At 69.9% G+C, this 21,914-nt stretch carries 21 protein-coding genes and 1 pseudogene; 11 read left to right on the top strand and 11 right to left on the bottom strand.

The features are described from left to right. The first annotated feature begins 208 nt into the window (after positions 1-208). From ACZ6O0_RS24170 to ACZ6O0_RS24150, 5 genes are all read left to right on the top strand, one after another. Positions 209-2,185, top strand: a complete 1,977-nt coding sequence (locus ACZ6O0_RS24170) for an ABC1 kinase family protein (protein ID WP_465767231.1) — start codon at positions 209-211, stop codon at positions 2,183-2,185. A gap of 34 nt (positions 2,186-2,219) precedes the next feature. Further along, the gene (locus tag ACZ6O0_RS24165) at positions 2,220-3,632 is read left to right on the top strand and encodes an MFS transporter (RefSeq protein ID WP_465767230.1); all 1,413 of its coding nucleotides are present in this window, start codon (positions 2,220-2,222) and stop codon (positions 3,630-3,632) included. A gap of 9 nt (positions 3,633-3,641) precedes the next feature. Beyond that, entirely contained in the window at positions 3,642-3,929 is a 288-nt protein-coding gene (locus tag ACZ6O0_RS24160) for a 4a-hydroxytetrahydrobiopterin dehydratase (RefSeq protein ID WP_465767229.1), read from the top strand. Between the two features lie 90 nt (positions 3,930-4,019). Continuing rightward, the gene (locus ACZ6O0_RS24155; RefSeq protein ID WP_465767228.1) at positions 4,020-5,093 is read left to right on the top strand and encodes a WD40/YVTN/BNR-like repeat-containing protein; all 1,074 of its coding nucleotides are present in this window, start codon (positions 4,020-4,022) and stop codon (positions 5,091-5,093) included. Between the two features lie 47 nt (positions 5,094-5,140). Next, a complete protein-coding gene (locus ACZ6O0_RS24150) occupies positions 5,141-5,965 on the top strand; it encodes an acyltransferase domain-containing protein (RefSeq protein WP_465767227.1) in 825 nt (274 codons plus the stop codon). On the opposite strand, the gene ACZ6O0_RS24145 is transcribed toward ACZ6O0_RS24150, so the two are convergent. The 3 genes and pseudogenes from ACZ6O0_RS24145 to ACZ6O0_RS24135 all read right to left on the bottom strand — a co-directional run. Further along, positions 5,962-6,918: a polysaccharide deacetylase family protein gene (locus tag ACZ6O0_RS24145; RefSeq protein ID WP_465767226.1), complete on the bottom strand. Its 957-nt coding sequence runs from the start codon at positions 6,916-6,918 to the stop codon at positions 5,962-5,964. The two genes, ACZ6O0_RS24150 and ACZ6O0_RS24145, sit on opposite strands and share 4 nt — an antisense overlap. 311 nt (positions 6,919-7,229) lie before the next feature. After that, complete coding sequence (locus tag ACZ6O0_RS24140) at positions 7,230-8,237, bottom strand: aminotransferase-like domain-containing protein (RefSeq protein ID WP_465767682.1); 1,008 nt, start codon at positions 8,235-8,237, stop codon at positions 7,230-7,232. Positions 8,238-8,435: 198 nt separating this feature from the next. Further along, positions 8,436-8,627: pseudogene (locus tag ACZ6O0_RS24135) on the bottom strand (GntR family transcriptional regulator); the annotation flags it as partial. Between the two features lie 72 nt (positions 8,628-8,699). Here ACZ6O0_RS24135 and ACZ6O0_RS24130 point away from each other — a divergent pair. Continuing rightward, positions 8,700-10,112: an MFS transporter gene (locus ACZ6O0_RS24130; protein WP_465767225.1), complete on the top strand. Its 1,413-nt coding sequence runs from the start codon at positions 8,700-8,702 to the stop codon at positions 10,110-10,112. On the opposite strand, the gene ACZ6O0_RS24125 is transcribed toward ACZ6O0_RS24130, so the two are convergent. The 3 genes from ACZ6O0_RS24125 to ACZ6O0_RS24115 all read right to left on the bottom strand — a co-directional run bounded on the left by ACZ6O0_RS24125 (position 10,015) and on the right by ACZ6O0_RS24115 (position 14,621). Next, positions 10,015-10,647 (bottom strand): DedA family protein, encoded by a 633-nt coding sequence (locus ACZ6O0_RS24125; protein ID WP_465767224.1) that lies wholly within the window; start codon positions 10,645-10,647, stop codon positions 10,015-10,017. The genes ACZ6O0_RS24130 and ACZ6O0_RS24125 overlap by 98 nt on opposite strands. Positions 10,648-10,745: 98 nt before the next feature. Continuing rightward, positions 10,746-11,927 carry a cytochrome P450 family protein gene (locus tag ACZ6O0_RS24120; protein WP_465767223.1) on the bottom strand — a complete coding sequence of 394 codons (1,182 nt, stop codon included), beginning with the start codon at positions 11,925-11,927 and terminating at the stop codon, positions 10,746-10,748. A 9-nt stretch (positions 11,928-11,936) separates the two neighbouring features. Continuing rightward, a complete protein-coding gene (locus ACZ6O0_RS24115) occupies positions 11,937-14,621 on the bottom strand; it encodes a helix-turn-helix transcriptional regulator (RefSeq protein WP_465767222.1) in 2,685 nt (894 codons plus the stop codon). A gap of 90 nt (positions 14,622-14,711) precedes the next feature. Between ACZ6O0_RS24115 and ACZ6O0_RS24110 the strand changes: the two genes are divergently transcribed. From ACZ6O0_RS24110 to ACZ6O0_RS24100, 3 genes are read left to right on the top strand one after another with little or no spacing between them, the layout of a single operon-like run. Next, positions 14,712-15,776, top strand: a complete 1,065-nt coding sequence (locus ACZ6O0_RS24110) for a class I SAM-dependent methyltransferase (RefSeq protein WP_465767221.1) — start codon at positions 14,712-14,714, stop codon at positions 15,774-15,776. A 33-nt stretch (positions 15,777-15,809) separates the two neighbouring features. Beyond that, positions 15,810-16,127, top strand: coding sequence for an ArsR/SmtB family transcription factor (locus ACZ6O0_RS24105; protein ID WP_465767220.1), 318 nt, complete (start codon positions 15,810-15,812; stop codon positions 16,125-16,127). Beyond that, positions 16,117-16,551, top strand: coding sequence for an SRPBCC family protein (locus ACZ6O0_RS24100; protein ID WP_465767219.1), 435 nt, complete (start codon positions 16,117-16,119; stop codon positions 16,549-16,551). The genes ACZ6O0_RS24105 and ACZ6O0_RS24100 overlap by 11 nt, the downstream gene beginning before the upstream one ends. Positions 16,552-16,626: 75 nt before the next feature. On the opposite strand, the gene ACZ6O0_RS24095 is transcribed toward ACZ6O0_RS24100, so the two are convergent. Beyond that, positions 16,627-16,803, bottom strand: a complete 177-nt coding sequence (locus ACZ6O0_RS24095) for a DUF5302 domain-containing protein (protein ID WP_465767218.1) — start codon at positions 16,801-16,803, stop codon at positions 16,627-16,629. A 173-nt stretch (positions 16,804-16,976) separates the two neighbouring features. On the opposite strand from ACZ6O0_RS24095, the gene ACZ6O0_RS24090 reads away from it, so the two are divergent. Together ACZ6O0_RS24090 and ACZ6O0_RS24085 are read left to right on the top strand one after the other, a co-directional pair. Next, positions 16,977-17,627, top strand: a complete 651-nt coding sequence (locus ACZ6O0_RS24090) for a LysE family translocator (protein ID WP_465767217.1) — start codon at positions 16,977-16,979, stop codon at positions 17,625-17,627. A 68-nt stretch (positions 17,628-17,695) separates the two neighbouring features. Then, the gene (locus ACZ6O0_RS24085; protein ID WP_465767681.1) at positions 17,696-18,583 is read left to right on the top strand and encodes an aminoglycoside phosphotransferase family protein; all 888 of its coding nucleotides are present in this window, start codon (positions 17,696-17,698) and stop codon (positions 18,581-18,583) included. Here the strand turns inward: ACZ6O0_RS24085 and ACZ6O0_RS24080 are convergent. From ACZ6O0_RS24080 to ACZ6O0_RS24065, 4 genes are read right to left on the bottom strand one after another with little or no spacing between them, the layout of a single operon-like run. Continuing rightward, positions 18,570-19,289: a class I SAM-dependent methyltransferase gene (locus ACZ6O0_RS24080; RefSeq protein ID WP_465767216.1), complete on the bottom strand. Its 720-nt coding sequence runs from the start codon at positions 19,287-19,289 to the stop codon at positions 18,570-18,572. The genes ACZ6O0_RS24085 and ACZ6O0_RS24080 overlap by 14 nt on opposite strands. A 41-nt stretch (positions 19,290-19,330) precedes the next feature. Beyond that, the gene (locus ACZ6O0_RS24075; protein WP_465767215.1) at positions 19,331-20,116 is read right to left on the bottom strand and encodes an ABC transporter permease; all 786 of its coding nucleotides are present in this window, start codon (positions 20,114-20,116) and stop codon (positions 19,331-19,333) included. Next, the gene (locus ACZ6O0_RS24070; RefSeq protein ID WP_465767214.1) at positions 20,113-20,880 is read right to left on the bottom strand and encodes an ABC-2 family transporter protein; all 768 of its coding nucleotides are present in this window, start codon (positions 20,878-20,880) and stop codon (positions 20,113-20,115) included. The genes ACZ6O0_RS24075 and ACZ6O0_RS24070 overlap by 4 nt, the downstream gene beginning before the upstream one ends. Beyond that, entirely contained in the window at positions 20,877-21,854 is a 978-nt protein-coding gene (locus tag ACZ6O0_RS24065) for an ABC transporter ATP-binding protein (RefSeq protein ID WP_465767213.1), read from the bottom strand. Before ACZ6O0_RS24065 ends, ACZ6O0_RS24070 begins: the two co-directional genes overlap by 4 nt. Positions 21,855-21,914 lie beyond the last annotated feature (60 nt).

The raw sequence follows: 21,914 nt of genomic DNA, 5'->3' as shown, positions 1-21,914 counted from the left end.
CTCGGTCAGGGGCTTTCCGCTGCCCGTGGCCGGCAGCCGGCTGCCGGCGCGCAACTGGCCCCAGCCAAGGGGCCGGCCGGCTCCTCGCCTTTCTTCCGCCGCCCCGCCGCCCGGAGGGCGGCGGGGCGGCGTTTCCGGGGTGAGGTCGGGGCCCCTTCACTCGCGTAGGTGAGGTGGTTGGGCTGGTCCTGCACCTAGGGTTCCCGGCATGGACATCGTTGTGGCGGGGTTGTTCAGCATTGCGGTCTTCATGGTGATCTTCGTGCCGTTCTCGCAGCGGTTGCTGGGGGTGCGGTTCGGGCTGGTGCGGCTGGCGCTGGGGGCCGCGCTGACGCTGACGGTGTTCAGTCCGATCGCGAACGCACTGGTCGGGCGACTGCCCTTCGAGGGCTCCAACGCCGCCGCGGTCGCGTTCCTCGCGCTGACCGCGGTCTGCTCGATGCTCGCCGGACTCGTCTTCCTGGTGCTGTCAGAGGCCCTCGTGCCGACCGGATCGTTGCCCAGGGCCCGTGATCTCCGGCGGGACCTGAGCGGCCGGATCGCACGCACCCGGCGCTACCTGGAGATCCTCCGGATCGCGATCCGCCACGGCCTCGGCCCGTACCTGCGCGGCCGCCGTCGCCCCGGCCGGGAGAACGCCGCCGGCCAGGCGGAGCTGGCCCGCTCGCTCCGCCTCGCCCTCGACGAGGCCGGCGTCACGTTCGTCAAGCTCGGCCAGGTCCTGTCCACCCGCAGCGACGTCATCCCCGCCTCGGTCGCCATCGAGCTCAGCCGCCTGCAGGACCAGGTCTCCCCCGCCCCCTGGCGGGACATCGAGCAGGTCCTCACCGACGAGCTCGGCACCTCCCCACACCACCTGTACGCCGACTTCGACACCAAGCCGCTCGCGTCCGCGAGTGTCGCGCAGGTCTACGCGGCCCGCCTGCCCGACGGTCCGCGCGTCGTGGTCAAGGTCCAGCGCCCCGGCATCGCGAGCGTCATCGAGCGGGACCTCGACATCGTCTCCCGGCTCGCCCGCCTGCTCGAACGGAACACCGACTGGGGCCGCTCGATGGGCGTCCGCGCACTGGCGGCCGGGTTCGCCGACGCGATGCGCGAGGAGCTCGACTTCACCGTCGAGGCCGGCAACATGACCACGGTCGCGGCCGGCCGATCCGTTGCCACCAGCAACGACCTCGTCGTGCCCGAGCTCTACCCGGAGCAGTCCACGCGCCGGGTGCTGACCATGCAACGACTGGACGGCATCGGCCTGGGCAGCGCCGCCCAGGCGATCACCGAACGCGGCCTGGACGCCGCCCGCCTCGGCCGCGCGCTGTTCGACTGCCTGCTCGGCCAGGTCGCGATCGACGGCGTCTTCCACGCCGACCCGCACCCCGGCAACTTCCTGCTGCTCGCCGACGGCCGGATCGGCATGCTCGACCTCGGGTCGGTCGGCCGGCTCGACCCGGCCACCCGCGACGCGCTGCAGCGCTTCCTGCTCGCGATCGACCACGGCGATCCGGTGGCCGCGACCGACGCCCTGCTGGAGATCGTCTACCGTCCCGACGTCATCGACGAGCGTGCTCTCGAGCGGGCCGTCGGCCAGTTCATGACCCGGCACCTCGCCGCGGGCGTGACGCTCGGGCCGGCGATGTTCAACGACCTGTTCAGGATCATCACCTCGCACGATCTCGGCGTACCGCCGGAGGTGGCGGCGGTGTTCCGGGCGCTGGCGACGATCGAGGGCACGATCTCGCGGATCTCCCCCGGTTTCGATCTGGTGGCCGCGTCACGTCAGTTCGCCGCGGCCCATGTCACCGACCGCCTGGCGCCCGGCGCGTTACGCCGTACGGCGACCGAGGAACTGGCGACGTTGTTGCCGATGCTGCGCCGGCTGCCGCGGCGGATCGACCGGATCGCGGCCGCGGCGGAGAGCGGGCGGCTCGGCCTGAACGTGCGGCTGTTCGCGGACGAACGCGATCGCCGGCACTTCACCAGCCTGCTGCACCAGGTTTTGCTGGCGGTCCTCGGCGCGACCGCGGGCATCATGGCTGTGCTCCTCCTCGGGACGCCGGGCGGCCCGGCGGTGACCGACTCGATGAGCCTGTTCCAGCTGTTCGGCTACAACCTGCTGGTGATCTGCGCGGTCCTCGTCCTGCGCGTCCTGGTCCTGGTCTTCCGGCTGCCCGGCCACCGATCGTCTTGACTTCAACCTCACTTGAACTTCGACCATGGCGGGCATGACTTCCACCACGCCCGTCGACGCCCCTCGCCTCCGGCTGTTCACCGGCCCGCACCTGCCGCTCGTGCTCGGGGTGATCGGCCTCGTCACCCTCGGCGCGTTCGAGAACCGGGCCGTCGGTACGGCGTTGCCGACGATGGTGCGCGAGTTCGACGCGCTGGGCAGCTTCGGGCTGGCGAACGCGGCCCCGAACGCGAGCTACCTCATCTCGCTCGCGATCGCCGGCCTGTGGTCCGACCGGCGCGGTCCGATCCCGACGTTGCGCGTGGGTGCGGTCGCGTTCGCCCTCGCGCAACTGCTGGTGGGGACCGCGACGGCGATGCCGATGGTCGTCGCCGGCCGGTTGCTCAGCGGGTTCGCGGAGGGCTTGCTCGACGTCTCGCTGATGGTGCTGGTCGCCCGTGCGCTGCCCGCCGTACTGCGGCCGCGGATGTTCTCGTTGTTCGCCGCGATGTGGATCCTGCCGTCGGTGCTCGGCCCGGTGCTGACCGGTCTGGTGACGGAGCAGTTCGGCTGGCGTTGGGTGTTCCTCGGCGCGGTCGTCCTGCTGGTGCCGAGCTGGATGTTGCTCGGTCCGGCGATGCGTCAGTCGCTGACCACCCCGGCGCCCGAGCGCAGCGCCGAGGACGCGGCCGAACTGGAGGCCTGGCGGGCCGCACTGCCCTGGGCCTTCGCCGCATCGGTCGCGCTGTTCTCGATGACATTGGCCGGTGACCACCTCGCGGCGCATCCGGTGATCGGCGGTACGGCGATTCCGGTGGCGCTGGTGATCCTCGGGCTGGCCGCCGTACGCGTGATGCCGAAGGGGACGTTCGTCGCGCGTCGCGGCTTCCCGGCGGTGGTCGCCGTGCGCGGGCTCGGCGGGGCGGCGTTCGCCGGAGTCGGCGCGTACCTGCCGCTGTTGCTCACGTTGCAGCACGACTTCAGCGCGTCGCGGGCCGGGGTGACGCTGTCGATCACCGGCGTGAGTTGGGCGTTCGGGTCGTGGCTGCAGGGCCGGGATCACGGGATCGAGCGCGTCACCGTGTTGCGCGCCGGGCTCGCGTTCATGACGGGTGGTCTGCTGGTCACGTCGTTGCTCGCGTGGACGGACACCACGACGTGGTTCGGGTTGATCGGGTGGGCGTTCGCGGGCATCGGGATGGGACTGAGCTCTTCGAGTCTGTCGGTGCTGACACTGGACCTGTCCGATCACAGCAACTCCGGCCGCAACAGCAGCGCCGGTCAGATGGCCGCCACCATGAGCATCGCGACCGCCCTGGCGGTGAGCGGAACGCTCCTCGCTCTCAACGCCGACGACCCACGGCCGTGGGTCTTCGGATCGATCATCACCACCGGCGCGGGCCTGGCCCTGCTGGGTCTGCTGACCGCCGGCCGAGTGCGGCGGCACCCGGATCAGGCCGGGGTCTAGAGTGACCCCATGGCTGAGCTGCTGACCGACGACCAGATCGATCTTGCGATCCGTGACCACCTGCCGGAGTGGAAGGTCGTGGAGAAGGAACTGGTCCGCAGTGTCACCGCAGCCACGTTCCTGGACGGCATCCGCCTGGTCGCCACGGTCGCCCAGCTGGCCGAGTCGATGAACCACCACCCGGACATCGACATCCGCTACACGACGATCACGTTCCGCGTCAGCAGCCACGAGGCCGGCGGCGTCACCGAGGACGACCTCGTGCTGGCGCGGCACATCGACACCGCGGCCGGCTGACCCCTCCGGGTTGGCCACAGTACGTCATGGCGGTTGTCTGCCAGCGCAAGTGCTGGCAGACGTGCACGATCGGCCCGTAGATCTTGGGGCATGACCTCACGCCGCCTCGCCGCCCTCGGCGCCACCGCCACCGTCCTGATCGCACTCGTCCCCGCACCCGCCCGCGCGTCGGGCCCTGGCTGGTTCTGGAACCAGCCCCACTGCGACACCGTGTACGGCGACGGGTCGGTGACGATCACCACGACCGACGGCGCGACGCTCGTACCGACGACCGGCACGCTGCGGCCGGTCACGTACGCGAAGGTCGCCGCGCTGGAAGAGCCGAACACCCTGATCACGATCGGCCGGCAGTCGATCCAGCGATCCAGTGACGCGGGGTGCAGCTGGCAACTGCTCGACAAGGCACCCGATGACCTGAGTACGTACGACGTGGAGCCGGGCCCGGGCGACACGGCGTACATCTACAGCGTGAACGACCAGCCGATCCACCGGGTCAAGGGCTCCCGCGTCACCACCGTCCAGGGACCGGTCGACGGCAACGGGCTCGCCGCGCTCGCCGCCCGGCCCGGCCGGCTGCGGGTCGTCGCGGGCGACAGCCAGGTGTACGACTCGACCGACGACGGCGTGAGCTGGCAGCGCAACGGCGTACCGGCGGCTCGGGATCTCTTCGTGTACGACGCTGTCGTGGACCCACGGAACCCGGACCACATCGTCATCGGCGTGATGTCGGACGGCGTCTACGTGACGTACGACGGCGGCCGCACGTGGACCCGGTCCCGGCCGGTCGAACGGGTGAACGCGTTCAGCCTGGCGATCTCACCGGCCGACCCGTCGAAGGTCTGGATGGAGGGGTACGACCGGGACCGGTCGGCCCGGTTCATCTGGGAGTCGGCCGACGGCGGGCTGAAGTTCCGCGAGGTGCTCGACCAGAGCCGCGCCGACTTGATCAACGGCAACAGGATGTGGGCCAGTCCCGCCGATCCGGACCTGCTGTACTTCAGCTTCGGCACCTCCTTCGCGAACTTCGGCGCCGACCTCTACCGCCTCCGCCCCTCGACCGGCGATCTCACCAAGAACCACAACCACAACGACGGCATCCCGTCCCTCGCCTTCAACCCCTCCGACCCCACCATCCTGTACCTCGGACTGGCCGAGGAACGCTGACTGGAATGTAAGTCTCTGGCCCTCGCCGGATCGGTTACGGTTGGCGAGTGACAACTGCTGACGAGTATCGCTTGCTGGGGTTCGCTGACGCTGACCGAGAGGCGGCGGAGGCGTTCGACGCGGATCAGGTGGTCGTGAAGGACCTCGCCGATCAGATCCGCGCGGAGATCGGGAAGCTCGGCCGGGAGCCGCAGCTGCGGATGCCGGAGGACGGGCGCAACTCGGTGCAGGCGTTCCTGGACACCGTGCCGGACATCCGCCGGTTCCATACCGAGCGCGGGATCCCGGACGAGATCAGCTGGGCCAGCCTCGCGGACCTCGGTCAGCAGCTGAAGGTGAGTCGCCGGACCCACGGCGAGTACAGCCTGGAGACGCACTGGTGGCTGACGATCGCCTGGACCGGGCACATCTACGCGCTCGGCCGGCTCCAGTTCCTGCTGCACCAGGTCCCGGCGGACAATCCGGTGCCGGGGACCGAGCCGGGTGAGTGGATCATCGGCGTCCACATCCCGGAGACCGGTCCGCTGACCCCCGAGGCGGTCGACGACAGCTTCGCGCAGGCCCGCGAGTTCTTCCCGCGGTACTTCCCCGAGTACCCGGTGAAGACCGCGAACCTGTGGTCCTGGCTGATCGATCCGTACCTGCTCGACAACCTCCCGCAGGACTCGAACATGGTCCGCTTCGGCCGCCGCTTCACGCCGTACGGGACGCCGACCGACAGCCAGGACGGCGCCATCTTCTTCACCTTCCGCACCCACGGCACCGACCACCTGGACGAGCTCCCGCAGGACACCAGGCTGCAGCGGCTCGTCGTCGGCCGGATCAAGGACGGCGGCACCTGGCAGAGCGCGTACGGCTACCTGCGGCTCTAGGACGGCTGGTTGCGGCCGGACGGTACGCCGTACTTCGCGAGCCAGCTGACGAGCTCCATGTTGCTCACGCAGCGCACGTCCGGCTGGGTGCACGTCTCGTCGACGAACGTGGTCAGGGCGTCGGAGTAGACGCTGTTGTTCCACCGGTTGAAGTGGTTGCCGAGGAACAGCGGCGGGTTGCCACTGGCCCGGGATCTGGCGAGTGCCTGGCGGTACGTCGCGAGGACCTGCGCCTTGAGCGCGGGCACCTGAGTGACCGGCGCGGTCTTCGCGCCGGTCTGGCTGAACCACAGGTTGTAGTCCATCGTCAGCGTCTTCTTGCCGCTTCCTGCGAGCGTGACCGACTGCAGCGGGAAGTTCCACAGACCGTCGACCTTCTTCGGCCAGGCGATGTACCCGGGCGCGGAGGCGTCGTACAGCATGCCGCGCTGGACCATCGCCTGCCGGTACGCCGGCCGGTTGCCCTCGAGACACGGCGTCCGCATCCCCTTCACGGTCGCCGGGTCGAACGGTGGCGCGACCGTCTTGCCGGCGGCCAGCGTCGGCCCGGTCCGCACCATCCGGTCGAACGCGCCCAGCTCCGCGGTCCACTGCGCGGTCGTCCACCGGCCGATGCCCGTCGTACCGCAGAAGTGCCCGTTCGCGTGCGTACCGATCTCGTGTCCCTCGGCGATCGCCTGCCGGAGCACCGCCGTCCGCCCGAGCACGTTCGTCGCGTCCCCCCAGCCGATGTCGGACGCACCGGGCTGGTGGTACGGCGGTGTGTAGTCGGTGCGATGGTCCCCGGGATACAGGTACGGACCGGAGAGGAAGAACGTCATCCGCGCGTTGACCTGCCGGGCGACGGCCCGCCAGCGTGCCCAGAGCGCGAGATCGCCGGCGCCGTCGAACGAGACGACGACGAACAGCGGCGGCTTGCCACTCGGCAACCGGCCCGGGAACACCCGGGTCACCGGCGCCGCATCGGGCAGCTTCGCGGTGGGAGTTGGAGGAGTGGGGGTCGGCCGCGGACTTGGCGTTGGAGTGGGTCGGTGCGACGCCGACCTGGTCGGCGTGCTGCTCGGGCTGGGAGCACCTTCGAGCGGAACATCGGCGCATCCCACGACCAGCGCCGCGACCAGGAGCGCGACGCCTGCGAGGTTCACCCCAGGCCTCAGCACGCCTCTACTGACGCATGCCCACCCGGTGAGGTCGGCCCGGGACACGCACCCGCGCGGAAACCCAGGGGTCGATCGTTACACGCCTGTGACCTTCGCGCGCACACTCACACCGGGGCGGCCGCATCGGCCAACCGCCGTGCGGCCTCGACCAGGTCGTCCGTGGACGCGGTCGCCGCGAAGTTGAGGCGCAGGTATCCGCCGGGCGGCTCGGCCGCGAAGTAGCGGACGCCCGCGCCGACAGCGAGCCGACGTTCCCGGGCCGCGGTGTGGATCCGACTCTCGTCTCGGACGGCCGGCAGCCGGACCCACAGATGCAGACCTCCGGCCGGCATCCGGTCGATACTCCACCCCGGCACCTGGTCGCCGAGAGCGTCGGCGAGGATTCGGCAGCGGTGCCGCAGCTCGGCTCCGAGGGCGCGCACATGACGATCCCAGGCCGGGGAGCCGAGAAGTTCGACCACCGCCTCCTGCAGCGGCCGGCTGACGAAGAAGTCGTCGACCTGCCGGCTGGCGCGCAGCCGCGCGGCCACCGGGCCCCGAGCGATCAGCGCGCCGATCCGCAGGCTGGGTGCGGCCGGCTTGGTCAGCGAGGTCAGGTAGACCACCGTCCCGTAGCCGTCGTCGGTCAGCAACGGACGCGGCAGAGCGGACCCGTGACCGAGCAGGCGAGCGAAGTCGTCCTCGATCACGAAGGCGTTCATCGCCCGGGCGATGTCCAGCACCTGCGTCCGCCGCTCCACCTCGAGCGTCGTACCGGCCGGATTCTGTACCGCAGGCTGACAATAGAAGACCCGAGCGCCGGTCTGCTCGAATGCGTCGGCTAGCAACTCCGGGCGCACGCCATCGGAGTCGATCGGTACCGGCACCGGCCGCAGCCCCGCACTGCGCGCCGCGGCGAGGGCGCCCTGGTAGGTCGGTGACTCGACCAGGACCGGACTGCCGGGCGCGGCCAGTGCGCGGAAAGCGATCGACAGGGCGTTCTGGCCACCTGCGGTGATCAGGACATCCTCGGCAGCCGCATCGACGGTGGCTGCGAACAGCGACCGCAACGGACTGAGGCCACTCACCGGCGCGCGATCCCAGGCGTCCGGGCGACGTGCTGCTCGCACCATCGCGGCCGTCAGCGCCTTGGTGGGTTGAAGTGCACGATGCAGGTACCCGCCGTCGAGCAGGATCGTGCCCTCCGCCGACTGACCGAGGTCATCGGACACCGGCGTGGCATCCACCGTGCGGTCGCCGAGCACCAGCGACTGCCAGGCCAGGTCGGCCGGTGGGTTCGCGGCGGCTCGACGGGCGGCGACGTACGTGCCGCTGCCCGCCCGGGGCTCCACGATCCCCTCGGCAGTCAGCCGCGCGACAGCCCGCGACACCGTGCCGGGACCGACCTGATACCGGGCCATCAACTCGCGGCTGGACGGAAGCCGGTCACCCGGCCGCAGCTCCGTGATGGTCCGCCGCAACTCGTCGACCAGCACGCGAACCGAACTGGTACTGTCATTCATGAAAGATGATAATAGCGCTACCGACCACGACGAAGAAGTGCTACCAGGGGCCGCATCGGGCGGAGACTCCGGGTGTCGGCGGGAGCTGGATCGCCGGCGGACCAGCTCGGCGCACCTGGTCGCCGGCAGCATCGCCGGGCCGGCCGGGGCGGCGTGGTGAGCGGGCTCTGGCGGAACCGGGACTTCCTGCGGTTCTGGTTCGGCGAGTCGGTGTCCCTTGTCGGGGCCCAGGTGACCAGCCTCGCCCTGCCGCTGACCGCGATCGACGCCTTCCACGCGTCGGACCGGCAGGTCGGCCTGCTCCGGTTCCTGCAGCTCGTCCCCTACCTCGCGCTCGCGATGCTGTTCGGCGTCTGGGTCGACCGGGTCCGGCGGCGCCACGTCATGCTCGGCGCGAACCTGGCCCGGTTCGTGCTGATCACCGCCGTACCGGTGCTGCACTGGCTGGGGCTACTGAGTCTCACTCCGCTCCTGGTGATCGCGTGTGCGATCGGGGTGGCGTCGGTGCTGTTCGACGTCAGCTGGATGTCGTACGTGCCGACGCTGGTCGAGGACCCGGTGCACTATGTCGAGGCGAGCGCCAAGCTGGCGACGAGTTCGTCGGCCGCGGACATCGCCGGTCCGGGGCTGGCCGGCGTGCTGATCGGCGCCCTGACCGCGCCGGTCGCCCTTGTCGTCGACGCGGTGTCGTACCTGGTCTCGATCGGGGCGTTGCTGCGGATCGGAGCACGCGAACCACGCCCGGTTCCTACGGGAAGGAAGGTTCGGGCCGAGTTCCGGGACGGCCTGCGCTGGGTGTTCGGCAACCCGGTGCTGCGGGCGCTGGCGCTGATCGGCTTCTGCTGCAACTTCTCGATGATCACGGTCTGGACGATGTTCCTGCTGTACGGCAGCCGGGATCTGGCTCTGGCCGCACCGACGATCGGCGGGATCTTCGCGGTGGCTTCGGCCGGCGGCCTCATCGGCGCGGCGCTGTCGCGGCGGGTGATCCGCCGGGTGCCGCTCGGCCGGGCGTACGTCGTCGCCCAGAGCCTGCTGCTGATCGGCCCCGCGTTTCTCCCCTGGGCCGGACCGGCGTCCTTCCGGGTGGCGCAGCTCGCCGCGTCCTTCTTCCTGACCTACCTCGGACTCGGGGTCGCGGGCGTGATCATCGTCAGCCTGCGTCAGGTACTCACTCCGGCCGCGATGATGGGCCGCATGACCGCGGTGTTCCGGACGCTGCTGTTCGGCGGCGGCGCGCTCGGTGGCCTCGCCGCCGGACTGGCGAGCGACGCGTTCGGGCCGCGGCAGGCACTGATCATCGCCGCGATCGGATCGGCTGCCGTGATCCCGGCGGTGGTCGTGTCACCGGTCCGGCGACTGCGGGCGCTGCCCGAACCCGCCGTGGTCACTCCGTCGGGACGACCGCCGACCGCCGGCGGCGTACCGCGATCCGGCGGGACGTCTCGATCACCAGGCCGATCAGTCCTGCGAGGCTCAGGCTGAAGGCGAGGGCCTTCAGCGAGTCGTGTGCGAACGCGTCCCCGCCGACGTAGCCGAGCAGAGCGACGTACGTGTACGCGACGGTCACGCCCGCGAACGTGAAGATGATGAACTTCTTGAACGAGTACCGGGTCGCGCCGGCGGTCAGCGTCGCGACCATCCGCGCGCCGGGAATGTAGCGGACCGTCATCAGGATCAGCCCGCCGCGGGAATGCAGCGCGGACGACACTTTGTCGTACATCGCCTGCCGTCGCTCCTGCCGCTTCATCCAGCGGTGCAGCGCGGGGCCGGAACCACGGCCCATGAAGTAGCAGACGGACTCGCCGATGACGGAGCCGAGCATGGCGACCACGATCACGAGCAGCAGGTTCTGGTGTCCGGCGGCAGCGGCCATCCCCGCGGTCACGACCATGCCCTCGCTCGGCACGACCGGGAAGACGGCGTCGACGGCGGCGGCCACGAACAGGATGAGCAGCAGCCAGTGCGAGGCCATGGCAACGCCCAGCAGGTGTCGCGAGACCTCCATCAACTCCGTCACCCGATGAAGGATGCCATCTCTTTCCAAAACCACCGCAATCCCACCGGTGTGATTCAGGCGTGGTTCACCGGATGTTCAGCGCGGACCGCAGGGTGTGGTCACAGCAGTACGGGCAGTTCGCGGATGGCGTTCATCAGCAGTCCGGGCGTCCGGGCCGGATCCCGGTCCGGCTCGGCCAGCCGGAGATCGGGGAACCGCTCGAACAGCATGCCGAGCGCGATCCGGCCCTCCAGCCGGGCCAGCGGCGCCCCGATGCAGTGGTGGATCCCGTGCCCGAACGCGAGGTGCGCGTTCTCCGTCCGGGTGATGTCCAGATCGTTCGGCCGGTCGATCCGGCGCGGGTCCCGGTTGGCCGGCAGCAGCGCGAACACGATCACCTCGCCGGCCCCGATCCGTTCGCCGGCGATCTCGATCGGCGCCCGGGCGATGTAGGGGATCGCGGCCTGCAGCGGGCCGTCGTACCGCAGCAGCTCCTCGACGGCGGCCGGGAGCCGGTCCGGCTCGGCCCGCAGCAGCGCGAGCTGGTCGGGGTGCCGCAGCAGCGCGTGGACGCCGTTGGTGATCAGGCTGACCGTGGTCTCGTGACCGGCCGCGAGCAGCAGGAAGATCATCGAGGTGAGCTCGTCCTCGCTGAGGCGGTCGCCGCCGTCCCGCGCCGCGATCAGGCCGGACAGCAGGTCGTCGGCCGGCGCGGCGCTCTTCTCCTCGATCAGGTCGTGCACGAAGCCGAGCATCAGCGTGGTCGCGTCGACGTACTCCTCGGCGGTGTGCATGGTCGCGTTCACGAACACCGACGACCACCGGCGGAAGTCCTCCCGGCGGACCGGCGGGATCCCGATCAGCTCACAGATCACCGTGATCGGCAACGGGTAGCTGTAGGCGTTCACCAGATCGACGCGGTCGCCCGCGGCGGCCATCTCGTCCAGCAGACCGGCGGCGATCTCGCGGATCCGCGGCTCCAGGGCCTCGATCCGGCGGCGGGTGAAGGCGGCCGTCACCAGCTTGCGCAAGCGGGTGTGATCGGGCGGATTGGCGCCGAGCATGTGCCGCTCGGTGCGGCTGATCAGCTGCTCCTCGACCGTGTCGCGGTGCGGTCCGTCCATCGGTGACCGGACCACGTCCGGATGCGCGAGCAGCTCGCGGGTCTCGGCGTACCCGGTGACGAGCCAGACCGGGACACCGGTGAACAGCGTCAGGTACTGCACAGGTCCCTTGGCCGCGAGGTCCTCGAAGCCCCAATGACGGGCAATCCCACTGGTTTCGGTGAACGGCTGCCTCATATCAGCACACTACGTTTCGAGACGGGCTGCGAGTTCCCCGCGGGAGTGGATGCCGAGCTTCGCGTAGACCTTGCGGAGGTGGTACTCGACGGTCTTCGGACTCAGGAACAGCCTGGCCGCGGCCTCCCGGATGCTCTGCCCGTCGGCGAGCAGCACCGCGATCTGCCGCTCCTGCGGGGTCAGCTCGTCCACAGTGCTCGGCACCCTGCGCCGTGCGGTCTCCCCGGTCGCCTTCAGCTCCGCCGCGGCCTGATCCGCCCAGCCGGCCGCGCCCAACGCGTCAAACGCCTCCACCGCCTGCCGGAGCTGAGTACGCGCGTCCACACGCCGCCGCACTCGGCGCAGCCAGGCTCCGTACGCCAACCGTGTCCGGGCCAGCTCGAACACGTCGAGAGTCTCCGCATGCCACCGGAGTGCGCTCTCGAACTCCGCCTCACTCTCCTCGACCAAGCCACGGACCCTCGCGGCCCGCGCGAGTGACCACGGCTGCCCTTTCGTCTCCGCGAGTACGGCGTACTCCCGCGCGATCTCCTCTGCGTCACCAGGCCGGCCCAGTCGCAGGTAGACCTCGACCAACTCCGGTGCGGGCGACAAGTCCGCGTCCTTGAGCCCGTTCGCGAGCAGTACGTCGACCAGCCGCTCGTAGTGCGGTAGCGCCAGCGCAGGATCGCCTCGACCGAGCTCCAGGTCTCCGAGCGCGAACAGCGACCAGACCGTGCCCAGGTGGATCTGGCGCTCGGTGCAGATCCGCAGAGCCTCGGCAGCGAGGGTCTGACACTCCGCACGCCCCTGGTGCGCGGACAGCCAGGCCTGTCCGGCCAGATTCATCACCAGCTCGGTCGTCTGGCCGGTCTCCCGGGACAGCCGGATCCCCTCGTCGTACGACGTCGCCGCGTCGGCCCAGCGGTCGGTCGTGGCATCGTCGCGGGCCAGCACGAACAGCAGCCCGGGCAGAGTGCCGAGCGCGACCTCCTCGCGTCGCTCGAGCATGGCCTGCTGCAGCAGCGTCCGGCCGGCATCGCTCTCCCGGAGGAACAGCGCTGCGATCACCATCCACACCTGCCGGCGGCGATCGCGGTCCAGTTCGTCGGACGGCGCCAGTGCGACCGCCGTACGAATCTGGTCCATCCCGCCTTGTCCGCTCAGGACTTTGGCGACACCGCTGGCCAGCATGCCGATGATGCGCGGGCCCTGCCGTTCGACGGCCGGCAGCAGACGGTCGATGACGTGGGCGACCTCCAGACCCGCCGCGGTGTCGCACAGCCGGAAACAGGCTCCGACCGCGTCGGCGAGCAGCCCGATGGCCACCTCCGGGTCCGTGCACTCCGCGGCGGCAGTGAGCAGGATGTCGCGGGCACGTGCAGGCGATCCGCACTTGACCTCGATGTCACCGCGGAGCTCCTCCGCGCCGATGCGGATCGGGAGCGGCGGGTCGAGCGACAACGCATCGTCGAGCAGAGTGTCGGCCCGATCGGCCAGTCCGGCGGACCAGGCCGCTTCGCCGGCCGCGATGAGTCTCAATACGCGGTCCAGCAGTCCTTCGCTGAGGCGGGCGGCGCGTTCGTAGGCCGTCGCTGCGACGGCATGCGCGCCACGACCGGCCGCTCGCTCAGCCGCGACCACCAGTGCGGCGGCCACCTCGTCGTCCGGGCCCAGCACCGCCTCGGACAGGTGCCAGGCGCGTCGGTCCTCATCCGACGTGACCCGAGCGACCGCCCGGTGCACAGTACGACGCTCAGCCGGCGCAGCGCTCGCATAGACCGCGGAGCGCACGAGGGGATGCCTGAACTGGACCTCGCCCTCGCGGATCGCCACAAGCCCAGCTGTCTCGGCCTCCTCCAGCGATCCGACCTCTACGTCGAGCAGCTCGCAGGCTCTGGACACTGCCCTGAGCTCGCAGTCGTCGACCGCTGCTACGAGCAGTGCGGTCCGCGCCTCCGGGCTCAGGCGGTTTGCCCTTGCGGTAAAGGCCTCCGCGAGCAGGGCAGGGACCGGGAACGGAACGCTGGGCGGCATGCGATGGAGCTGGTCCGGATCGTCGGCGAGCTCCAGCAAGGCCAGCGGATTACCCGCGAACGTGTGGTGCAGTCGTTCGACCAGCTCAGCCGGGAGGTGCCGAACGATCTGCCGTGCGGCATCCAGGGGCAGTCCATCGAGTTGGAGCGTCGGAAGATCCGCATCGGCCAACGGATGCGGCTCGCGAGCACGGGCTGCGATCAGCAACACGATCGGGTCCGCCACCAAGCGCCGGGCCGCGAACAGCAGGGCTTCTGCGGACGGGCGATCCAGCAGGTGCGCATCGTCGACGATGAGTGCGAGCGGCGCCTCTTCGGCGTACCGGCAGATCAGGCTGAGTGTCGCGGCACCGACAGCGAAGCGGTCTGCCGGGGTGGCCGGTCCGAGTGCCAGGGCCGCTGCGAGCGCGGCCTGTTGCGGACCGGGGATGCGGTCGAGGCTGTCGAGCGCTGGGCGCAGCAGCTGGAGCAGAGCGCCGAAGGGGACCTCTTGCTCGGCCTCGGTGCCACGGGCACGCAGAACGCGGAGTCCGCCCGCCAGAGCAGCGGCCTGGTCGAGGAGGGCGGTCTTACCGATGCCGGCTTCGCCGGTGACGAGCAGTACGCCGGCAGCACCGACCCGCGCCCCCGCGACAAGCTGCTCGATCACCCGGCACTCGGCCTCCCGCCCGATGAGCATGTCTCGCAGTGTGCACCAGGTGCCCCACCTGATGCGACGGGCGACCGGCCTTACCTAGGTTCGCCGTACAACCTAAGGGGGAGTAAGCAAATGACTGTTGCAATCGACGGCGAGAAGTTGATGGGCCTGGTGTACAAGGCCGTGGACGAGGTGGGGGCGACGCTGAACGCGGCCCTGGTCGTGATGGGCGACCGGCTCGGTTACTACCAGGCGCTCGCCGACCTGGGCCCGCTCACACCGGGTGAGCTGGCCGAGACCACCCGCACCAGCGAGCACTACACCCGGGAGTGGCTGAACGCGCAGGCCGCCGGCGGCTTCGTCGAGTACGCCCCGGAGACCGGCCGCTACACACTGCCGCCGGAGCAGACCGTGGCGCTGACCGACCCGAGCAGTCCGGCGTACCTGCCGGGCTTCTTCCAGATCGCACTGGGCACGGTGCAGCACACCACGGAGACGATCGAAGCGGCCCGCAGCGGTGCCGGGATCGGATGGCACGAGCACAACTCCGACGTCCATGTCGGCTGCGAGCGGTTCTTCCGGCCGTCGTACAACGCGAACCTGCTGACCAATTGGCTGCCCGCGCTCGACGGTGTGGTGGCGAAGCTGGAGCGCGGTGCGACGGTGGCCGACATCGGGTGTGGGCACGGCGCGTCGACGATCCTGATGGCCCAGGCGTTCCCGCGGTCGACGTTCGTCGGCTCGGACTATCACCCGGAATCGATCGAAACTGCTCGGCTGCGGGCAGCGGAGGCCGGCCTGGACGAGCGGGTGCGGTTCGAGGTCGCGCCGGCCGCCGGCTTCAGTGGTACCGGGTACGACCTGGTGACGACGTTCGACGCGCTGCACGACATGGGTGACCCGGTCGGCGCGGCCCGGCACGTCCGCGAGTCGCTGGCGCCGGACGGCACCTGGATGCTGGTGGAGCCGATGGCCGGCGATCGCGTCGAGGACAACCTCAACCCGGTCGGCCGCGCGTACTACGGCTTCTCCACCCTCCTGTGTACGCCGGCCTCGCTCTCGCAACCCGTCGGCCTGGCCCTGGGCACGCAGGCCGGCCCGGCCCGCATCCACGACGTCACCACGGCCGCCGGCTTCACCCAGTTCCGCACGGTCGCCGAGACGCCGTTCAACCTGGTCTTCGAGGTGCGCCCTTGACAAGAGACTTAACCAATTGGTGAAGTATTGCGTGTGCTGACGACGACCTTCGGAGCGCTCGCGGACCCGACTCGGCTGGCCATCGTGAGCCGGCTGAGCCGGGGCGACGCGACCATGGGCGAGCTCGCCGAGCCGCACCGGATCACCTTGCCCGCGATGACCAAACACGTCGGGGTGCTGGTCGACGCCGGGCTGGTGACGCGACGGAAGGTCGGCCGGACCGTGGTGTGCACGATCCGGCCGGAGGCGTTCTCGGAGGTCGAGCAGTGGCTCGGCGACCTCACGTCGTACTGGAACAGCACCGTGGACCGGTTGGAAGAACTCCTGCGAGGGGACGGGCATGAACACTGAGGTACACATCGAACGGGTGCTGCCGGCAACCATCGGGCAGGTGTACGACGCCTGGACCCGGGCCGACCTGCTCGCCCGGTGGTACTGCCCGAACCCCGCCTGGGACCTGAAGGTCGCCGCCGACGTCCGGGTCGGCGGCGACTATGTGGTCGAGATGGGACCGCACGTGGTCCGCGGCACCTACCTCGAGGTCGAGCCGCCGCGCCGGCTGGCGTTCAGCTGGAAGTGGGACGGCACCGACGACGAGCCGACCCGGGTCGAGGTCCAGCTCACCGAGGTCGCCGACGGCACCCGCATGCTCCTCACCCACACCGGCTTCGCGACCGCGGAGGACGCCGCGAACCACCGCCTGGGCTGGGAGCCGGAACTGACCCGCCTGGCCGACCTCCTCACCGCCCAAGACCCCGTGGCCGATCGAGGCTGAAAGCCTGCGGACAAAGGTCGAGCCCTGGGTGGCAACCCAGGGCTCAGGCGGATGGATGGACAGTGGTGGCTGACTTCAGCTGCCGGACTTGCGCCGGAACTGGCGCTTCTGCTTGTCGTTGTGCGCCTCGCCGACACCCTCACGGCGCGTCCCGGACCCCGGGTGCGCACTGTGATGAGCGTTCTTCTTCTCGAGCGCTTCACGGAACTTCTTCTGCAGATCGTCCGCCGGCTTGCTGGACTTGTCGCTCATACCGTCTCCTTCACAAACCGTCAGGCGTACGGACCCACGCTAACCGAGGGTAAGGACAGACCGCGACCGGAATACCGGCCGCTTACTCACCTGCAAGGTATCTCAGCCTGGGGAAAACCCCGGCGGCCCGGCCTCGGCGCCGGTAGGTTCTTGGGCGACGAAAGGGGATGCGGATGCTGGTCAGTGGTGAGGCGATGCTGGGGATCGCCCTGGTGGAGCTGGGTCTGGTGATCGTGCCGGGGCCGAACATGATCTACCTGGTGTCGCGGTCGATCGCGCAGGGCCGCCGGGCCGGGCTGATCTCGCTGGCCGGCGTGGGGATCGGCTTCCTGGTGTACCTGCTGGCGGCGAGCGTCGGCCTCGCGACGCTGTTCGCGCTGGTCCCCGAGATCTACCTGACGCTGAAGCTCGCCGGTGCCGCCTACCTGCTCTGGCTCGCGTGGAACGCGCTGCGCCCCGGCGGGAGCTCCGTCTTCGCGACCCAGGAGCTCGAGCCCGACCGGCCGCGGAAGCTGTTCGGCATGGGCCTGCTCACCTGCCTGCTGAACCCGAAGATCGCGATCCTCTACATCTCGCTGCTCCCCCAGTTCCTGGACCCGGGCCGCGGTCACGTCGGCACCCAGAGCCTGATCCTCGGCCTGATCCAGCTCGCGGTCGGCGTCGCGATGAACGCGGTCTTCGTGATCACCGCCGGTTCGATCGCCGTCTTCCTCGCCCGCCGCCCGACCTGGATGCGCATCCACCGCTACCTCACCGGCACCGCCCTGGCCGTGTTCGCCGTCCGCCTCGCCACCGACCGGGCTCGCCCCCTCGCGACCCACTGAGCCTTGCAGTGCCGGGCTAAATCGTGTGCGGCGGGCTGGAGGGCTCGCGGATACTGCTGGGCGTGGCGATGCATGCTGGACAGCTGGATGTGACGACGGACCTGGTGGCGGGGCTGCTCCGGGCACAGTTCCCGGAGTGGAGTACGTCGGCGATCCGCGCGGTGCCGTCGCACGGGACGGTCAACGCGCTGTTCCGGATCGGCGACGACCTGGTCGGCCGGTTCCCGATCCTGCCCGGCGACCCGGTCGACCTCCGCAAGGAGCTCGAGGACGAGGCCGACGCAGCGCGCCGGCTCAGCGCGATCTCGCCGTACCCGACTCCGGAGCCGATCGCGATCGGCGAACCGGGCGAGGGCTACCCGCTGCCCTGGGCCGTCTACAGCTGGCTCGACGGCACGATCGCGTACGACGTGGCCATCGCCGGCTCGACCGCCTTCGCCGAGGACCTCGCCCGTTTCGTCCTCGCACTGCGGGCAGCACCGACCGACGGCCGGGTGTTCACCGGCACGTGGCGCGGCGGCGTACTGACGTCGCAGGACGAGTATGTCGCCGACGGGCTCGAGCGCAGTCGCGGAATGATCGACGTGGACGCGCTCGCCCGGCTCTGGGCGGACCTGCGCACCACCCCGCGCACCGAGCCGGACGTGTGGACGCATCGCGACCTGATGCCAGGCAACCTGCTCGTCGCCGACGGTCGCCTGGCCGGAGTCATCGACGTGGGCACGTTCACCGTCTCCGATCCCGCCATGGATCTCCAACCAGCGTGGAACCTCCTCGACGCGCGCGCCCGCGAGGCGTTCCGCGCCGCGCTCGGGAGTGACGACGCCGAGTGGCGCCGCGGCATGGGCTGGTCGTTCGCCCAGGCCATCGGCTGCCTCTGGTACTACGTCGAGACCAACCCGGTGATGTCCCGCACCGCCCACCACACCCTGACCGCGCTGCTCACAGCCGCCTAGCCACGAACACGAACTCCTTCCCCGGCCGATCCGGCGCCTCCCGCACCTCGTCGACCACGAACCCGGCCAGCGAGTCCTCGACCTCACCCCGCTCGCGGAACCGCAGCGTCGAATCCGACGTGAGTACGGCGCCATCGGCCGCGAAGACGTACGTACCCCGGAAGGACACGAACGGCAGCTCAACGCTGGTCAACTCGCCCCAGCTCTCCACCGTGCCGACACCCTCGACCGACTGCACCTGATGCGTATTCTCACGCGTCCACTCCTCCCACGCCCGCCGCGCCGGATCCCGCGTCTCGAACACGAACCGCCCACCGGGCTTCAGCGCGGCATGGACGCAGGCCACCGTCGCCGACCACTCGTCATCGGTCAGGAAGACCTGCGCCACGTTGCCCGTCATCACCGCGAGGTCGGCCTGCAGCGGCGGCAACGTCGTCGCGTCACCGTGGATCCACCGCACCCGGTCCGCGAATTCCTTGCCCCGAGCAATCTCCAGCGACGCCGCCGCCGGATCGACCCCGACGACCTCGACGCCCTGCCCCGCCAGCAGACAGGCCAGCTCACCGGTCCCGCAGCCCACATCCAGAACCTGCCGCGCACCGAACTCCACCACCATCGCGGCGTAGTGCGCCAGATCCCCCCGCCCCTCCTCCAGCGCGTCATACAACGCCGCCAACCGGGGCACCCCGAACAAGTCGTCAACCATCTCGCGACGCTAACCCTCCAAGGCACTCCCCGGCCAACAGATTAAGAGGTCGCCCCGGTGTAGCGGCGTAGGCCGGCTCTCCACGCCAGGGTTGCCAGCGCCGCGGCACCCGCGGCCGCTGCCACCCCGGCCGCCAGCACACCAACCTGCGGTCCGCGCAGGAGGGCGACCGTCGGCACCGACGCGATCAGGGCCATCGGGAACACATACGTCAGCAGCACCCGGATCGGCCGCGCGAACACATCCGTCGGATACCGGCCGAGCTGCCAAGCGGAGTGGTAGAACACATCGAGCTGCAACTTCGGCGCCCAGAACGCCAGACAGGCCAGCAACACGCTCAGCGCCCACGTCACCACCAACGCGGCAACGACCAGCACCACCCAGCTCACCACGCCACCCGGACCGGGCGACTCGTCGGCCGCCCCGAGGCCCCACCCGAGCACCCCGATCCCCAGCAGAACCTGGATCAACGCCAACGGCGACGACAGCGACAGACTCGCCAGGAACAAACTCGATGCCGGCTGCAACAAATACCCGTCGAGCTTGCCGTTGCGGATCCCGTTCTCCGGGAACCAGGACAGATTCGGATCGATGAAGGTCCCGCGCAGCCCGGTGATCAGCTGGTACGTCCCGATCAGCACCAGGAACTCCGCCTTCGACCAGCCCGCCAGCGTGTCGGCCCGGGTGAACACGATCAGTACGGCGGCCACCGCCGTACCGAGACCCGTGAACGCCAGCAGCACATCGAAGGCCAGGTTGATCCGGAACGCGACGCTCCGTCGCAAAGACATCGAGAAGCCCGCACCCAGCAGGCGAAGCAGCTTCACGATCCCACCGCCGTGTACCGCCGTACGCCGGCTCGCCAGACTGCCGCGACGATGACCACGAACACGACCACCCAGACGAGTTGATACCCGAGCGCCCTGGCCGGCGATCCGTCGTACGGCGTGCTGGACGCGATCTCGGCCGGTAGTCCGTTCATGCCGTAGAACGGCGACAGTTCGGCGATCCGGCGCCACCCGTCCGGGAGCAGGCTGATCGGGGCCGCCGTACCACCGAGCAGGAAGCTCACCTGGCCGCCGAATCCGACGACCGCATGGACGCGATCGGTCCAGAACGCCGTCATCGACAACAGGAACGTGTACAGGAAGACGAGCACCGCCGCGAGGGCGACGCACGGGAGGCTGAGCAGCACCGATCGCCAGTCGAAGCCGGCCCGGAGCGCGATCCCGGTCAGCAGCACGATCGGCGCGCCGAGCAGGGTCAGCCAGCCGCGGACGGCGAGATTCTCGCCGAGGACGCCGATCACCACCGGCTGCGGTCGCAGAAGTTCGTGGCTGAGCGTGCCGTCGTAGATCTTGCCGGAGAACGTGTGCTGCTCGAACGACTCGGTCATCAAGGTCACGAGCATGATGGCCACGTAATAGCGCGCGATCGCCGGATCGTCCGGATACACCGCCGACCAGATGAACAACCCGATCAACGGCGCGACCACCGCCTGGACGACGAGAGTCAGCAGGAACCACCAGGCGCCGGACCACTCCAGCACCTGTTGACGGACGCGAAATCCCAGCAGTTGCGCCGTCCTCATCGCACGCCTTCGCGGTACGCCCGGTCGATGACCTTCTCCAGCGGCGGCTCCTCGACCGACAGATCGACGACCTCGAGCGCCTGCAGCAACCGGGCCGTCGTCTGCGCGACCTCGTCCCGCCGGACCCGCAGCACCCACTGTCCCTCGGCCGACTCGACCACTTCACCGAATTCCCCGAGCGAGCCGCTGTCCCCACGCGCCGCGATCCGGATCAGCTTGTACGGCGACAGTCGTGCGGATAACTCCGCGAGCGGTCCGTCGTACTCGACGCTGCCCTGATCGATCAGGATCAGCCGCGGGCACAACGACGCGACATCGGCCATGTAGTGGCTCGTCAGCAGGACGGTCGCGTGGGTCTGCCGCACGTAGTCGGCGACGAACTCGCGGATCTGGCTGCCCGCGGTGACATCGAGCCCGATGGTCGGCTCGTCGAGGAACAGCACCTCGGGGCGATAGATCAGCGCCATCGCCAGCCCGATCCGCATCCGCTCGCCGAGACTCAGTGCCCGCAGTTGCCGCTCGAGCAGCGGTCCCAGCGTGAGCAGTTCCTCCAGTTCGGCGAGCGTACGGCGGAAGTCCGGGCGCGGTACGTCGTACAGCAGGCGCTGGTACTCCAGTGCGTCCAGCACGGTCAGTTCCTGGGAGCCGCCGACCGGCTGACTGCCGCGGACGAACGCGATCCGCTTGAGGAAGCCGGAATGTCGTTGCCACGGGACGGACTCCAGCACGCGGACCCGCCCGCCGGTCGGGTGCAGGATCCCGGACAGGATCTTCATCGTGGTCGTCTTGCCGGCGCCGTTCGGGCCGATGAAGCCGACGACCTCACCCGGCTCGATCGCGAACGTCACCTGATCGAGGGCCTGCACCGCTCGGTACTCACGCCGGACGAGGGAACCCAGGGCCGCCCGGAGGCCACCTTTGCGGACCGGGGCGCGGTAGGACATGGTCAATTCGTCGACCTCGACAACAGTCATGCGCCGACCGTAGGAAGAAAAGACGCCAGCTGACGGCTTGTTTTCCTGCCATAGTCGAAC

Source organism: Kribbella sp. NPDC048837, from assembly GCF_055586945.1.
Note: the sequence above shows the minus strand (reverse complement) of the source record. Positions and strands in the feature narration are given on the sequence as shown.